The 14,542-nt window shown below is 56.3% G+C and carries 15 protein-coding genes and 1 pseudogene; 7 read left to right on the top strand and 9 right to left on the bottom strand.

Annotated features, from left to right (window positions below; translation table 11 throughout):
- Both E308F_RS01900 and E308F_RS01895 read right to left on the bottom strand, forming a co-directional pair.
- A complete protein-coding gene (locus tag E308F_RS01900; RefSeq protein WP_141263041.1) occupies positions 1-729 on the bottom strand; it encodes a DUF881 domain-containing protein in 729 nt (242 codons plus the stop codon).
- Complete coding sequence (locus tag E308F_RS01895; RefSeq protein ID WP_141263038.1) at positions 729-1,463, bottom strand: DUF881 domain-containing protein; 735 nt, start codon at positions 1,461-1,463, stop codon at positions 729-731. The genes E308F_RS01900 and E308F_RS01895 overlap by 1 nt, the downstream gene beginning before the upstream one ends.
- Positions 1,464-1,619: 156 nt before the next feature.
- Between E308F_RS01895 and cdaA the strand changes: the two genes are divergently transcribed.
- The 5 genes from cdaA (at position 1,620) to glmS (ending at position 7,107) form a co-directional block, all read left to right on the top strand.
- The gene (gene cdaA / locus E308F_RS01890) at positions 1,620-2,453 is read left to right on the top strand and encodes a diadenylate cyclase CdaA (RefSeq protein WP_141263035.1); all 834 of its coding nucleotides are present in this window, start codon (positions 1,620-1,622) and stop codon (positions 2,451-2,453) included.
- 2 nt (positions 2,454-2,455) lie between these two features.
- On the top strand, positions 2,456-3,421 hold the full coding sequence (locus E308F_RS01885; protein ID WP_141263033.1) for a CdaR family protein: 966 nt from the start codon (positions 2,456-2,458) through the stop codon (positions 3,419-3,421).
- 50 nt (positions 3,422-3,471) lie between these two features.
- Positions 3,472-4,806 carry a phosphoglucosamine mutase gene (gene glmM, locus E308F_RS01880; protein WP_141263030.1) on the top strand — a complete coding sequence of 445 codons (1,335 nt, stop codon included), beginning with the start codon at positions 3,472-3,474 and terminating at the stop codon, positions 4,804-4,806.
- A complete protein-coding gene (locus E308F_RS01875) occupies positions 4,803-5,210 on the top strand; it encodes a hypothetical protein (RefSeq protein WP_141263027.1) in 408 nt (135 codons plus the stop codon). The genes glmM and E308F_RS01875 overlap by 4 nt, the downstream gene beginning before the upstream one ends.
- Before the next feature lie 76 nt (positions 5,211-5,286).
- Positions 5,287-7,107 carry a glutamine--fructose-6-phosphate transaminase (isomerizing) gene (glmS, locus tag E308F_RS01870; protein WP_141263024.1) on the top strand — a complete coding sequence of 607 codons (1,821 nt, stop codon included), beginning with the start codon at positions 5,287-5,289 and terminating at the stop codon, positions 7,105-7,107.
- A 192-nt stretch (positions 7,108-7,299) separates the two neighbouring features.
- On the opposite strand, the gene hepT is transcribed toward glmS, so the two are convergent.
- From hepT to E308F_RS16785, 6 genes and pseudogenes are all read right to left on the bottom strand, one after another.
- Entirely contained in the window at positions 7,300-7,722 is a 423-nt protein-coding gene (hepT, locus tag E308F_RS01865; RefSeq protein ID WP_141263021.1) for a type VII toxin-antitoxin system HepT family RNase toxin, read from the bottom strand.
- A complete protein-coding gene (mntA, locus tag E308F_RS01860; RefSeq protein ID WP_141263018.1) occupies positions 7,719-8,171 on the bottom strand; it encodes a type VII toxin-antitoxin system MntA family adenylyltransferase antitoxin in 453 nt (150 codons plus the stop codon). Before mntA ends, hepT begins: the two co-directional genes overlap by 4 nt.
- Positions 8,172-8,222: 51 nt before the next feature.
- Positions 8,223-8,870 (bottom strand): Uma2 family endonuclease, encoded by a 648-nt coding sequence (locus tag E308F_RS01855; RefSeq protein WP_216364428.1) that lies wholly within the window; start codon positions 8,868-8,870, stop codon positions 8,223-8,225.
- A 29-nt stretch (positions 8,871-8,899) separates the two neighbouring features.
- Positions 8,900-9,352 carry a type II toxin-antitoxin system VapC family toxin gene (locus E308F_RS01850; RefSeq protein WP_141263015.1) on the bottom strand — a complete coding sequence of 151 codons (453 nt, stop codon included), beginning with the start codon at positions 9,350-9,352 and terminating at the stop codon, positions 8,900-8,902.
- Entirely contained in the window at positions 9,349-9,618 is a 270-nt protein-coding gene (locus E308F_RS01845; RefSeq protein WP_141263013.1) for a type II toxin-antitoxin system Phd/YefM family antitoxin, read from the bottom strand. The genes E308F_RS01850 and E308F_RS01845 overlap by 4 nt, the downstream gene beginning before the upstream one ends.
- 118 nt (positions 9,619-9,736) lie before the next feature.
- Positions 9,737-9,850: pseudogene (locus E308F_RS16785) on the bottom strand (IS3 family transposase); the annotation flags it as partial.
- Positions 9,851-10,093: 243 nt separating this feature from the next.
- On the opposite strand from E308F_RS16785, the gene E308F_RS01835 reads away from it, so the two are divergent.
- Positions 10,094-10,648 (top strand): hypothetical protein, encoded by a 555-nt coding sequence (locus E308F_RS01835; RefSeq protein ID WP_141263008.1) that lies wholly within the window; start codon positions 10,094-10,096, stop codon positions 10,646-10,648.
- A gap of 111 nt (positions 10,649-10,759) precedes the next feature.
- Here the strand turns inward: E308F_RS01835 and E308F_RS15695 are convergent, their stop codons facing one another.
- On the bottom strand, positions 10,760-10,900 hold the full coding sequence (locus tag E308F_RS15695) for a hypothetical protein (RefSeq protein ID WP_172613509.1): 141 nt from the start codon (positions 10,898-10,900) through the stop codon (positions 10,760-10,762).
- 386 nt (positions 10,901-11,286) lie between these two features.
- Between E308F_RS15695 and E308F_RS01830 the strand changes: the two genes are divergently transcribed.
- On the top strand, positions 11,287-14,541 hold the full coding sequence (locus tag E308F_RS01830) for an ATP-binding protein (RefSeq protein ID WP_141263005.1): 3,255 nt from the start codon (positions 11,287-11,289) through the stop codon (positions 14,539-14,541).
- The last annotated feature ends 1 nt before the right edge of the window (position 14,542 follow it).

Here is a 14,542-nt window from a genome sequence, read left to right as displayed (position 1 = left end):
TTATTTTGCCTGGCTTTCCTTTGGCGCTTGTTTATCAGGGGGCACGGGCTTAGCATACTGCCAGCGGGGCAGGGAAGTTCCCGGCAGCTGCAGGTCCTGCTCTTTTTTAATGTCAGGGTAAATATTGAACATGTTGTTGAGGGTCTCGATTAACCCGCCGGTGAAGGTTAAACCCTTTTCCAGGGTATGGGGGTCGCCGATGGCTTTGATGACAATGGGGTAGAGGAGCTTCTCACCGTCGACGGTGATGTAAACCCGCGACCCCTCTTCTTTATCGGCAATGGCAGTAAAGGCGCTGATGCGGTGGTCGTTGATGGCGATGGCTTCGGCTCCGGAGGCCCAGAGTTCGTTAACGATGTCCACCAAATCCTCGTAGAGGAGAGGGGCGTCGCCGGTAATGGTAACCGTAATCCCCGGGCCTTTGACAGGAATGATGCCGGTAATTACCTGCAGGCGGGTCAGCTCCTTTTCCAGGGCCGTTTCGGCGTCACTATCCTGGCCGGAACCGGCTTTAAGGGTAAAGAGTTGCTGCTGGAGCTGGGCGATCTCGTCCTGGAGCTGGCTGCGCTTGCTGCTCAAATTTTTCCACATGGCCACCAAATCTTCGGTTTTCTGGGCTTCCAGGGAGCTGGCCAGGAGCCGCTGGGTACGAAACTGGAGCGATAAAAGTAAACCCAGGATTAAGAAGACAACGGTCAGGGAAACAGGCCAGCGTTTTCGTGTCATCATTACTGCTGCCCCCCAGCTTTAACCAGCCGGACGTAGTCCTGGGAGAAACCGCCTTTATACGCGGGCAGGGTCAGGTGCAGGGATTTGGTCACCTTGACCGGGAAGTCGCGGCTCTTCAAGAAGGAGAAGTCCACCGACCTTTGGACGGCCGCCTCCAGGACATCGGGATTGCCAATGGCCTGAACCTCGTAAGGCGGGGCCAGGCGGGTGGAATTCACCAGGATGACGGTGCCGACGCAACGGATGTCCGTGCTGGTGACAACCCGCTGGCCGTTGACGGCAATAGCCTCGGCGCCGGCTGCTTTTATTTCATTGACCAGGTAGAGGACATTTTTATCATGAATTATATAGTCTTCCGGCTTGTAAGTTGTCGGTGAGCTGTTTTTGGCCGCCTGGGCGCCGGCAATATTATCATCCAGGGTAACGATGATCCCCGGCCCAGTTACGGGAGTTAGGCCGGCAGCCAGTTTTAGGGCTTCAATTTCCTGCTGCAGCTGGGCCAGGCGCCCCTTTCCTTGGGAGCGTTCCTTCTGGATGGCTTCAATCTGGCTGCGCAGGGTAGCGATGGTATTTTCCAGGGAGGCGTCTTCTTTTTCCAGGGAATGAATAATATCAATAAGTGCGGGGTCTTGCTGTTCCAGAGCTGCGGTGGCCAGATGGGAACGCCACTGCCAGGCTACCAGGAGCCCGGATAAAAGGCTGATGAGGAGCAAGGAGAGATAAATTTTGCGCACCACGGACTCCTCCTTTAGCGCTATTTTATATGAAGTACCGTCCAGTGGCAACTAGTAAAAACGGGTAACTTGAAAAAAGAAGGGATTCACCTCTTGGTTGTCGAATGAAGTGACCGGACCTCCATATACTAACTAAAGCCGGCGGGAAAATTTGGGGTGAATGATTTGGCGGCCCTGTGGCGCTACTTGTTATCGTTAAACATAATCGAGCTTTTGCGGATAACCCTTGATATCAGTATCGTCGCCTTTGTCATTTATAAATTTATCATGCTCATCAGGGGTACACGGGCCGTTCAGCTTATCAAGGGCCTGGTGGTGCTGGTGGTAGCCTCGGTCATTGCCGAGCGCCTGCATCTGACCACCATTAACTGGCTTTTAAGCCAGTTGCGCCTGGTGATTGTCGTGGCCCTGCCGGTAGTCTTCCAGCCGGAACTACGGCGGGCCCTGGAGCAGCTGGGCCGGGGCAAGTTTTTTGCCCGTCCCTTGACGGCCCTGGGTGCCGAAGATATGGAAAAGCTCATTAATGAACTGGTCAGGGCCGCCCAGGTACTCTCTAAAAACCGTACCGGTGCCTTGGTTGTTATCGAGCGGGAAACAGGTCTCAACGATTATATTGAAACGGGCATCAGGGTAGACGGCGTCGTTTCCGCCGAGCTGTTAATCAATATCTTCGTACCCCTGACGCCCTTCCACGACGGGGCAGCCATTATCCGGGGGGACCGGGTGGTAGCCGCCGGCTGTTTCCTGCCCCTTTCCGAAAGCCCCTATTTAAGCAAGCAGCTGGGGACCAGGCACCGGGCGGCTTTGGGTATCAGCGAAATATCTGATGCCGTGGTACTGGTTGTGTCGGAGGAAACGGGCACCATTTCCGTTGCCGAAGGGGGTAAGCTGACCCGCTTCCTGGACGAAAAAAACCTGAAGGAACTCTTACAGAGTCTATTATTACCGCAGGTTAACCATAATACATCCTTCTGGCCCTGGAGGTCGTAAAAATGCGGGAGCATTTTCGCCAGGATTGGATTTATCGCCTGCTGGCAGTCGCAATGGCCATTATTCTCTGGATATATGTAACCGGTGAGCAGAACCCTACCGGGGAAAAGGTGGTCCGGGTCCCCCTGGAGACAGAAAACTTGCGGGAGGGCCTGGTGGTTGCCGACCGCCCGGCGGAAGTCCAGGTGCGTGTGGAGGGGCGCAAGGCCGCAGTAAGTACCTTGCTGCCCAGGGATGTCCATGCCTATGTTAACCTGCGGGAGGCTAAAGTCGGTGATAATCTGTTACCCGTCCGGGTCGAGGTGCCGGAAGGGATAAATGTAATTCATGTCAACCCTGCCCAGGTGACGATAAAATTAGATAAGATTGAGCAGATGCAGCTGCCGGTGCAGGTGAACCTCCTGGGGACGCCGGCCAGCGGCTACCGGGCGCTAGAACCGGTCATCAAACCTTCCCAGGTGATTGTTTCCGGTTCTGCTGCAACCCTAAAAAGCATTGGCCGGGTCTATGTGGAGGCCAAAATCGACCAGGCCAGCGGCAATTTCCTGGCCCAGCTGCCGGTAAAGCTGGCCGACCGGGAGGGCCACCCCTTGCAGGAATGGTTAACCGTCACCCCGGAAGTGGTAGAAACCTTTATACCCGTAGTTCAGGACATGCCCAGCAAAATCCTGGCGGTGCGTCCCCAGCTGGCAGGGGAGCCGGCCAGTGGCTATGCCATTGACCGGATAATTCTCCAGCCGGAAGTGGTGGAGGTCTTTGCTCCCTATAACCATTTAGCGGCCCTGGATTATATCAATACGGCCCCAATTAATATTGCCGGGGCTACGAAGAATGTTACGGCGGAGACGAACCTGGAAATACCCGCCGGCGTGCAGGTCAGCAGCTTCCCGCGGGTAAGGGTGGTAGTGGAGATAGGCAAGGCTAGCGACCCTGGCGGAGGGGCTGCCAATCCTAGCAGCACGCCGTGACAGTAGCGATTTTCCAGCAAGAACATATAATGCAGTAAACAGGTGAGAGCATGGCAAAGTTATTCGGTACTGACGGAGTCCGCGGGGTGGCCAACGCCGGCCTTACCCCGGAGTTAGCCTTTCGCCTGGGACGCGCCGGCGCCGCCGTGCTGGCGGGGCCGGAAGGCCGGGCCAGGGTGGTGGTGGGCCGGGACACGCGTATTTCCGGCGATATGCTGGAAGCCGCCCTGGTGGCCGGCATTTGTTCTGTCGGGGGGGACGTCCTGAAGGTAGGGGTGGTGCCTACCCCGGCGGTAGCCTGGTTGACCCGGGCCCTGGAAGCCGATGCCGGCGTAGTGATCTCGGCGTCCCACAATCCCGTGGCGGACAACGGCATTAAATTCTTCAGCGCCAGCGGGCACAAACTGCCCGACCCGGTGGAAGAAGAGATTGAACGGCTGGTGCTGGAACCGGAAGATAACCTGCCCCGGCCGGTTGGCATGGAGCTGGGGCGGGTGCGGGAGCTGGAGGAGGCTGCCGAGCGCTACATTGCCCATATCTGCAGTACCGCCGGGCGGGGCCTGGCCGGCCTGCGGGTGGTGCTGGACTGCGCCTATGGTGCCGCCTGCCGGGTCGCGCCGGCGGTTTTCCAGCGCCTGGGGGCGGAAATTTACCCCTTGCATAATACCCCCGATGGGACTAATATAAACGTCGGGTGCGGTTCCACCCACCCGGAGGTTCTCCAGGCTGAGGTTGTCGCCCGGGGGGCCGATGTGGGCCTGGCCTTTGACGGCGACGCCGACCGGGTGATTGCCGTGGATGAAAAGGGGCAGGTGGTCGATGGCGATGCCATCATGACCATCCTGGCCCTGTACCGCCAGGAGCAGGGAGGCCTGCCCGGCGGCCAGGTAGTGGTGACGGTGATGAGCAACTTCGGCCTCCACCAGGCCCTCACGGCAGCGGGCCTGCGTGTGCACCAGACCCGGGTCGGCGACCGCTATGTCCTGGAGGAGATGCTACGGACGGGTGCCGTTCTGGGCGGCGAGCAGTCAGGCCACATTATCCTCCTGGAACATAATACTACCGGTGATGGCCTGCTTACCGGGGTGCAGCTGTTACAGGTCATGGCCGCCACCGGCCGGCCCCTGTCGGAACTGGCGGCTGCCATGCCCCACCTGCCCCAGCTACTGGTCAATGTAACGGTGGCTGATAAAGAGGCCGCCATGGCCAGCCCTGCCCTCCTGGCAGCCGTAGCGGCGGCCCGGGAGCAGCTGGCGGGCCGGGGCCGGGTCCTGGTCAGGCCTTCGGGAACAGAACCCATTATCCGTCTCATGGTAGAAGGCCCGGACAGGGAAGAGCTGGAGGCCATTATGGCTGGCCTGCAGCGAGCTGCCGCCGGGTTGTGAGCCCTGCCGGCACAGGAGCCAGGGAACTGCCGGCTTGCCGCGCCGCTATTACCCGGCAGCCCCAGGGCACGAAAGGGCCAGGCTGTTTTAAGCCGGCTTATCACCGCCGTTACTACCTGGTGGCGCCGGGGCATAAGGAAATCCGTTCTGGGAAAAGGGGGGTGATTCTTACCCGGGCCGCAGGAGGTCCGGGTTATCCAGCAGGTTCAAGGGGAGAGATAAAGGATCAGGACAAAGGCAAGCGCCGGGACCAGCCGGCCCGCCGTTTATACCCGGGTGAGCCAGGAGGGCCATCCAGGCAGGCGGGTGCCGGAGGGTTGACGAGGCGGGGGTTAATCGAGGTATCGGCGGGTGCCCCCCGGTCTGGTTACGACCGTCAAAGGCGCTACAAAACCCGGGAGTAATCCCGGGGACAAAGGGCGTCGGGTAACCCTTTATCTCTCCCTTGTTAAAAAAAAATAAAGGGAGAGTGAGCTCTATATGTGCGGTATCGTTGGTTATCTGGGCCCGCGCCCGGCGGTCCCCATATTGGTTCAGGGACTGGAAAGGCTGGAATACCGGGGTTATGATTCTGCCGGTATAGCGGTATTGAACGGCGGGGGGTTGGTAGTAGAAAAGAGCGCGGGCAAGCTCCAAGTCCTGAAAAGCCGTCTCAATGGCAATCTTAACGGTGCCCGGGTAGGCATCGGCCACACCCGCTGGGCCACCCACGGCCGGCCGTCCGACGTCAACGCCCATCCCCACCTGGACTGCACGGGCAAGTTTGCCGTCGTCCACAACGGCATCATCGAAAACTACCAGGAACTGCGGGAAGAGCTTACGGCCGCCGGTCACCGCTTTATTTCCGAGACGGATACGGAAGTCCTGGCCCACCTGGTGGAACAATTTTATGAAGGCGACCTGCTGCAGGCAGTCCTCAAGATGCTGCCTAACTTACGCGGCTCCTATGCCCTGGCCGTGGCCAGCGCCTACCACCCCCAGGAGCTGGTGGGGGTACGCCAGGACAGCCCCCTCATTATCGGCCTATCCAACGGCGAGACCTACCTGGCTTCGGATATACCGGCCCTGTTGCCCTACACCCGTGATACTTACATCCTGGAAAACGGCGAGGTGGCCTGGATCAGGCCCGAAGGAGTAAATGTCTATGATGCCCAGGGTACCAAGCGGGCCAAGGAAGTTTTCCATGTGGCCTGGGACCTTCAGGCGGCAGAAAAGGGCGGCTATGCCCACTTCATGCTGAAAGAGATCCACGAGCAGCCGCGGGCCTTAAGGGATACCCTGGCGGGCCGCCTGCAGGGTGACGGCCGGGTGCGCCTGGAAGGCACTAACTTCACGCCGGAAGAAGCGGCGGCCCTGGAGAAAGTCGCCATCATTGCCTGCGGTACGGCCCATTACGCCGGCATGGTCGGCAGGTATATCTTCGAGAAATTGCTGCGCCTGCCGGTGGAAGACGACGTCGCTTCGGAATTTCGTTACCGGGAGCCGGTTCTCAACGAACGCACCCTGGGCCTGGTCATCAGCCAGTCCGGGGAAACGGCCGACACCCTGGCCAGCCTGCGGGAGGCTAAGAAAGCCGGGGCACCGGTGCTGGCCATTACCAACGTCGTCGGCAGCTCGGTGGCCAGGGAGGCGGACCACATCATCTACACCTGGGCGGGGCCGGAAATCGCCGTAGCCTCCACCAAGGCTTATTTAACCCAGGTGGGGGCCCTCTATCTCCTGGCCCTGTACCTGGGAGAAAGGCGCGGCGCGGCTCCCTGGGCACCCGGGCTGGCCCGGGGCCTCAAGGAATTGCCGGGCCGCGTGGAGGAAGTATTAAAGCTGGAGCCCCGGATACGCGAGCTGGCCGGCCGCATGGCTGCCCACGAACACGCCTTTTTCATCGGCCGCGGCCTGGATTACCCCGTCTCCCTAGAAGGGGCCTTGAAGCTGAAGGAGATCTCCTACCTCCATGCCGAGGCTTACGCGGCCGGGGAATTAAAGCACGGCACCCTGGCCTTGATCGAAGAAGGCACGCCAGTGGTGGCCCTGGCCACCCAGGCGGAACTCCTGGAGAAGATGCTCAGCAATATCAAGGAAGTTAAGGCCCGGGGCGCCTGGGTGCTGGCCCTGACCCAGGAAGGCAACACAGCGGTAGCCGCCGAGGCCGACGCCGTCCTCTACCTGCCGCCTGTACCGTCCCTGCTGGCGCCGGTGGTGACGGTAGTGCCCCTGCAGCTCCTGGCCTACTATACCGCCGTCGCCCGCGGCTGCGACGTCGATAAACCGCGCAATCTCGCAAAGAGCGTGACGGTGGAGTAGCAAGATAGAATAATTCTGTTATCCTGATGTGTTGACCTTGGTTCTTTATGCCAAGAAAAAGGCTCTCTTTCCAGATTGGGAAGAGGGCCTTTTCCTTAATGAACTGGCTGGAGGATGTTTATAAAAGCGGTCGTGCCCAGCTGCTGGTGTTATACGGCCGCCAGCGGGTTAACCTGCATCCAAAATAACAGGCTAACTCAAGTATCTCCGTATTACTGCAGCTATAAATGGTCTAAAATCATCGAGATGGTTCTGAATGACATTCCAGATTTCAGCAGCATCAATTTCGTCATAAAGATGGACTACCCGGTTACGGAAGCGGGCCATGGCTTTATAGGTATCTTCCAGCTGCTGCGGTATCAAGCCGTTGCGGGCCGCCAGCTCAACTGTTTCGACGTAGGACTTAGGTAATCCCCACCCTTCTCTGGAGATAATATGAGCACAAATGTCCAGCATAGCTTCGATGGCTACCTGCAGCATTCTTGTGGCGGCGGCTTCGTACAGGCTATTTGAGTGGAACTGGCTTAAATCCATACCTTGGAACTTTTTTAGCTCCCTCAATTCTTGCCGCATAAACTGCAACTTCTGGCGGATTTTTTCCATATCAACCGTCACAGAAATTCCTCCCGCAGGCTGGCATCAAAATCCCGGTACAGGTTCTTCAAGTCGGGTTCAAAATCACAATAACGGCGAATGACCCTTTCCTTGAAATCGGCTAGGAGTATTTCATCTTTAACATATAGGAGGCGCCCTGTTTCTAATACCCGCATTTGCAGGGTCACCGGAACGCGATGCAGGTTCACCAGGTTGATATCGTCGCTCCGTCCAATATGGCAAAACTCATCCAGCAGCTCCAATTCGCGCTTATAGTCCCACGAGGTTTCCGGCATCGGCAGTACAGCCAGATCAACATCCGATAGTGCCGTTTGCCACTCCGTACCGTAGGAGCCATATAAAAACAAGGCCAGGACATCCCCCTGCTGGCCTGCGAAACCCGCCATGCTTTTTAATTGCTTGGGAGAAAGGGTTATTTTTTCTAATTTACGGCTCAATCTGACCATCATATCACCCCATTTTTCCTTAAGTGGGTTACCGTCAACTCAAGGCAACGCCACTTATATTAAACTCATTTCCTTGAGGCAGGCTATAGCCGCCGGGGGAGGGTCCCGGAATAACCATTCAACTTTAAGCCAGAAGCCGGGGATTACCTCTGACCGGTAAATTCCGCTGGCGTCAGGTGCTACGGTGTGGTAACGACCATTATCTCCCAGACGGTAAAATTCTGCCTGCTGCCGGTCGGGGTCAATGAGCCAGTACTCCCTGACACCGGCAGCTTCGTATTCCACATACTTTTCGCCCCTGTCCCGGGCTAGGCTTTCGGGAGAAGTAATCTCAACGATCAAATCGGGAGCGCCGTCCATGTAGGTTGCTTTTAAAAGGTGGATCCTTTCGTTACTGACGTAAAGGAGGTCGGGCTCGCGCCCCCGGCGTAAGGTTTCCGGCAGTCGCACCAGGAAGGGGGCATCCAGAATTCGTCCAGTTTTTTTGTAATATAAGAACTCACGGATAACACTATATAAGAAACCCTTAACGTCCTGGTGCTTTCTCGCTGCTGGCGTCAAAACAACGACCTCCCCGTCCACCCACTCTGCCCAGGTGTCCTCGTCGCACCAGGCCAGGAACTCCTCGAAAGTCATTTTACCTGGCGGTAAGGGCTTACCATTATCGCAAGTTAAAGCTGCCTCCCGCACCACGGCATCCACCTGTTTCGTGCCCCCTTTCTTTAACTCCTTCAGTTCATACCGCCGCCAGGAAGTTTCTCCGGCAGCAAAGCAAAATTATTGGCGTTCAATGCTTGCCATAACCTTTTATCCCAGCAGGCTACAGTGATATTTTCTTTGACCTGTTGTTTGAGTATTAATGCTGCTGCCAGATGAACAGCATCAAAGCCACGCAATTGATGCAGTTCTGCTAATTCTCCGGCCAGCTTTATCAAGGTGTCTGATACTTCTATGGCGAAGTAATTACGCCAATCATCTTTGAGAGCTTCGACGGCCTGGGCGTATATTTCATCTTCGAGAGCTTTTTCCCGGTGACCCCTAGCCAGAGCGGCCCTTGCTTCGGCATAGGCAATTTTACTGGTAGCTACAAGGAGAGAATTGGTGACAAGTTCTTTTACTTCCGGAGAGCCTTCCTCATAAATATACAGCTTTATCAGAGCACTGGTATCGAGGTAACATATCACCCGCGATCTTCCTCCACGATGCTGGCAATGGAGCGGCCGTTTTTAACCGGTAAATATTTATTCACTCCAAGAGGTTTGCCGCCGGACCATGACGCCAAGCCTTTATCTAACATAGCAGTAATAGCAGCTGGAATTTTGTTTTCAAACGGTACCAGCCTGGCCACCGGACGGCCGCGATCGGTAATAATAAGAGATTCCCCCTGCTTAACTCGTTTTATATAGTGACTTAAGGAGGCTTTCATCTTTCTGATACCGACCTGTTCCATTATTTCCACCTCCATGTAGTTATATTATAACGCCAAAGAGACCACCTTTTCAATATATTGACAGATTACCTGTCATCGGCTGTGATATTGTCACCCTGTAAGCAGACTGAGAAAATGTCACGGAGACGCGTTCATAGCGATTAAGCTCAGAGGCCACTCTTTTTTTAAGCCAGGTCAGCCCGGTAGTCAAACGGCAAACCTCGGCATAAAGGTCCTGGATTTGTTGTTCGTATTGAATCAGACATGATTGCAGCCCAGACATCCCGTGAGGGTGTGACGTAAATTGGTGCGTATTCGAAAGCCTTTGCCCCTTTAAAACTTGAAGAAAAATTGCGAGAGAGTTTAATGTCGGGTGCATATGTCCAATCTGCGGGGGTTAATCCGCGTGGTGCATGAATTTTCCTGTAGTGGTTAAGGTTAAAGAAGAGCCCCAAATGTAATCCAATAATGTCTGGTGGAGTGAGGAGGCAGCAGGATGAGTCAGGGCAGTATTCCGATATTTGAGATCATATCGACGGCGGCAATAACCATTTTAGCCCTTCTTAACTATTTCTCGGTAAGGGCATCCCGGCAGATGGCCAAGGAGATGAGAGAAGTACGGTTGGCCCAGTTCAAACCCCTTTTACACCCCAGGTTGGAAACAGGAGGTGGAGTCATTGAAGGGGAGGAGGCTTCCGATATGAAGGGAGTTCTCAACCTGGTCGTTGAGAACATTGGTGAAGGCCCTGCCCTGGATGTAGACCTCAAAGTAAGCGGAGCAGTGATGGATTCGTGGCATACTGGCTTTCTGGCAGAGGGAAAGAACCTGTCAAAGAGAATACCCAGGCCCTCTCAACCCCATCATGGAGCAAAGGCGCCCGGGCAACCCGGCATGAACAAAGAGGGGCAAGCACCTGTCTCGGTTACAGTGGAGGCCAGCTACAAGGATCTTTTTGGCAATCCAATAAAAGTAGAGGTAACCTACTCTCTCGTTTATAACACAAAGGACCAGCCCGAAGTCCGATTAGTCCGCACAATTCTCAAGGGGTAGTATCTCCGTGAATAGTAGGATAGCCGTTTGACACCTTTTTGCTATAAACAATTTGTGCAGCTATTTTCCAGGCCGGCGGGAGTTAAAAAGAGCCCCGGCGGGGCTGGGAGGCTATTCTTCCTCTGGGCAGCATCTATCTAAAAGGGCGTCCATAAACTCGATGGAAAGGGCTTCCTCGGGCTCAACGGCTTGCCCGGCTTCAGGGGCACGTTTAAGTTCATTTTCACGGTTAGCTTTTTTGCGATCAGGCATGAGAACACCTCCAGCAGGTAGGATACCATAGTTTTAATTTTTTATGCTTAAATTGTGCTATCCTTGTTATCCTTAAAATCATCTACAAAAATATATCACTAGAGTTGCATAAAGAAAAATATCAGCTTGTCAAGGGCCATCGTGCCCTAAAATCAGCTAAATTCCTGAAATAACCTAGCCTTGCAATAAAAAACTCCTTATACCAGAGATTAAGGGCCCTTACAATTGCAACTGAATGCCGGGTTTTAAATGAATGAGGCGCGTAACTAGCCCTGTGAGTGAATTTTTTGCAGACGCGAATTAACCTTGACGTCTTCACGGCAGGAATTTGGCGTTTTTATGCCGAATTGGTCAATTCTAGAAGATGTGGACAGGGGGTATTAACTTTGCTATCGGTACTAGATACATGCCGGCCGCGTCCCGAGATCCTGGCCGGCACATTTAACCCCGAGGTTTTTACAGCATCCTTGAGTCCCATCATCGAGTATTACCGCAGCGGCCGGGGCGTCATAGATAATATTTACACCGACGCGGAACTTTTTTTCCGCGAGGCCACCTACCCGACACATGGCCTGCGCCTGACCCTGGGGGAAGTTTTTGGCCGCCTCGCTGGTGATATGACGGTGCCGGCTATCCACCGCCTGGAAACGGCTTTTGGTGGCGGTAAGACCCATACCCTGATCGCCTGCACCCACATTGCCCACCGGGGTACAGAACTAAGGGGCTTGATCGAAGATTTTCTCGACCCGCAGCTTCTCCCGGCGCCCGGTTCAGTCGCTGTCGTTGGCGTGGCAGGGGACGAGATCCCAGTACATAAACCGCAAGGCAATGCCCTGGTCCCCTATACCCTCTGGGGAGAGATTGCCTATCAAATCGGCGGCGAGGAGCTCTACCGCCAGGTGGAAGAGGAGGCCGGCTCCTATGCCGCACCCGGCAAGACGTATTTTGAGAGGGTGCTGGGAGGGCGGAGGGCCATTATCATGCTGGATGAGCTGGCCCAGTACGCGGCCCGCCTGGAAGCGGCCCGGCCCGATGGGGCCAACCAGCTTGCTGCCTTTCTAATGGGTCTGGACGGTTATGCCCGCAACCATCCCGGCATTGCCGTCATCCTTACCCTGGCCAGCGCCACCGATGCCTTTGCCCGCCAGACGGAGCATTTGGCCAGGCTCGTCAGCCAGGTGCGCGGTGAAGAGGTCAGTGAAGATGACGCCCTGGGGATTGGCGAAAAAGCCGTCAAGGGCGTAGCCAGCGTGGTGGCCCGCGACGCCGTCCAGGTTACCCCGGTGCATGCCGCCGAGATCGCTTCCGTCCTGGCCAAACGCCTTTTTTTATCCATAGACCGCGAAGCTGCCAGGGAGACGGCGGCGGAATATATCGCCATGTACCGCCGCAACGCTACCATGCTTCCCCAGGAAGCCACCAGCGATGATTTCCAGGGCCGATTGCTTGCCAGCTATCCCTTCCACCCCACCTTGATAGATTTCCTGAATAACAAGCTGGCCAGTGCCGAGAACTTCCAGGGCACGCGCGGCGTCCTGCGGGTGCTGGCCCTGGCCGTCCGCAGCCTGTGGCAAAAGCAGCAGGCCGTGCCCATGATCCACGCCTGTCACCTGGACCTGCGCTCGGATCGGGTGGTCAATGAGATCCTTGGCCGCACCGGCAGCTCCGACCTGCTTTTCGTCCTTAATGCCGATGTGGGCGGTGTCGATACCGACACTCTCGAGGGCGGTCGCAGCAATGCCGAGATTGCCGACCAGCGCAACCCCCACCCGGAGGGGCGCCCCCTTTACGAGTACACCTGGAAGACGGTTTTTCTCCACAGCCTGGTGGGGCGTGAAGAGGGCCTGGACTCCAAAATCTTCGGCCTCACCGAGGCCGAGGCCCTGTTCGCCGTATCCTTTCCCGGCCTGACGCCGACCCAGGTGCGCATGGCCTTAGAGGAGATAAACGAAAGCGCCTTTTACCTTCGCTACGAGCAGGGGAAATATTTTGCCAGCCCCGAGCCGACGATTAACAACATTCTTGCCAGGATCCGCAATACCATCACCGCGCGACAGGTACAGGATCTCCTTGAAGCTACGGCGCGCAAGATCATCACCGGCGGTTCAGGCTTGTTCCATATAGAACACGACGTCGCGCTGCCGGAACATTTGCCTGACGGCAAAGGGAGGCCTGTGCTGGGGGTCGTCGCCCTTGGTGCCGAAACCATTGATGTTGAGGCTATGGTGACTACCAGGGGGGTTAATACACCCCGGCAACAGCAGAACCTCATCTTTCTCCTGGTTCCTGAAACCGTCACTGTCCAAGGAATGTATGATGAGGGAGAGTTATTTGCAAATCGAGGTGTCCAGATACAAGAAGCACGCCAGCGTATCGAAACTATCGCCCGCCAGGTCCAAGCCATGCGCCTCTTGAGCGACAGGCCCCAGAGTTATGGGCTCAACCCCCGTCGGCTGGCGGAAGAAGATTTCCAAAAACGTTTCAGTGAGCGGGAGCAGGGCCTGGTCACCACCGTCGCCAGTATCTATACCCGCTTCTACTATCCGGGGGCAGGAGGGCATATTATCCGCCGCGACCTCAAGACGGCCGGCGGCGAGGGTGGCATACCTTTCATAGAGCAAATCCGCGAAATCTTAATTAAAGATGGCGAGCTTCTCACCGCCAGCAATACCACCCATGCGGACCTTATAAATTTAAGCAAGCTCTTCTTTGACCACGGCGATACCATAACCCTGGCCAAACTGCGGGATAATTTCGCCTGCGTGCGCAGCTGGCCGGTACTGGAGAATGCGGCCGTCTTCGAGCAGATTATCCGCGCCGGGGTGCAGAAGGGCGTATGGTGCCTTTACCGCATGGGCACGGCAGACAGCCTGAAGCCGGCTGAATTTTACCACCAGGAGAACGGCATACCCATGGGGGTCAACCTGGCTGCCGAAGGCTATGGCCTCATTACCGTCCAGGGGGCAAAACAGCGCGGCTGGATAGCCGCCCACCGGCCTGATTCTGACAAGATGGGTGATGACGTTTTCTCCACGGTAAGCGGCAGCGGGGCGGTCAAGATAGAGGAAGTTGCCGAAAACCTGACCGAAAAATACGGGGAAATCCCGGGACCAGACTTCCAGGAGGCTGTGGTGAACCTGGTTAAGAAAGGCCGCCTACTGGCCTTCCGCGGCACGCCGGACCAGCAAGAAAAGCCTGAACTCATCCAGGGGCCCGCTGCCGTCCTTTATACCCCCCAGAAAGGGGACGTGCTGATCACACCGGCAAAAGCGGCGGAACGGGGGTGGCTTAAAGCTAGCGGCCAAACCCTTACCCTGGAGGGCCGGGAAGGTACGGAAAAAATTTTACCCCTGCTGGGGCGGCTGGGCAGCATTTACAACCGGGGCGCCAGGACAACTATTAAAATGCTGGAGCTGACGGACCTGGAGCTTCCAGAAGGGGGGCTCATGCGCATAGAGCTCACCGATGTTACCCCAGGATCGATGAAGGCCCTCGGGGAGCTCTTTGAGGTGCTGGCGGGTGCTGTCGCCAAAGGGGAACGTACAGAGGCCTTCCTGGAAATCGAAAATCCTGACGAAGACTGCCCCTTTATCAAAGAGCTAAAGAAAAGTAAATCAGCCGACAAAGGTAGCGGGGGATAAA

Source organism: Moorella sp. E308F (assembly GCF_006538365.1).
Lineage (GTDB): Bacteria > Bacillota > DSM-521 > Neomoorellales > Neomoorellaceae > Neomoorella.
This window is presented reverse-complemented; position numbering and strand designations above follow the sequence as displayed.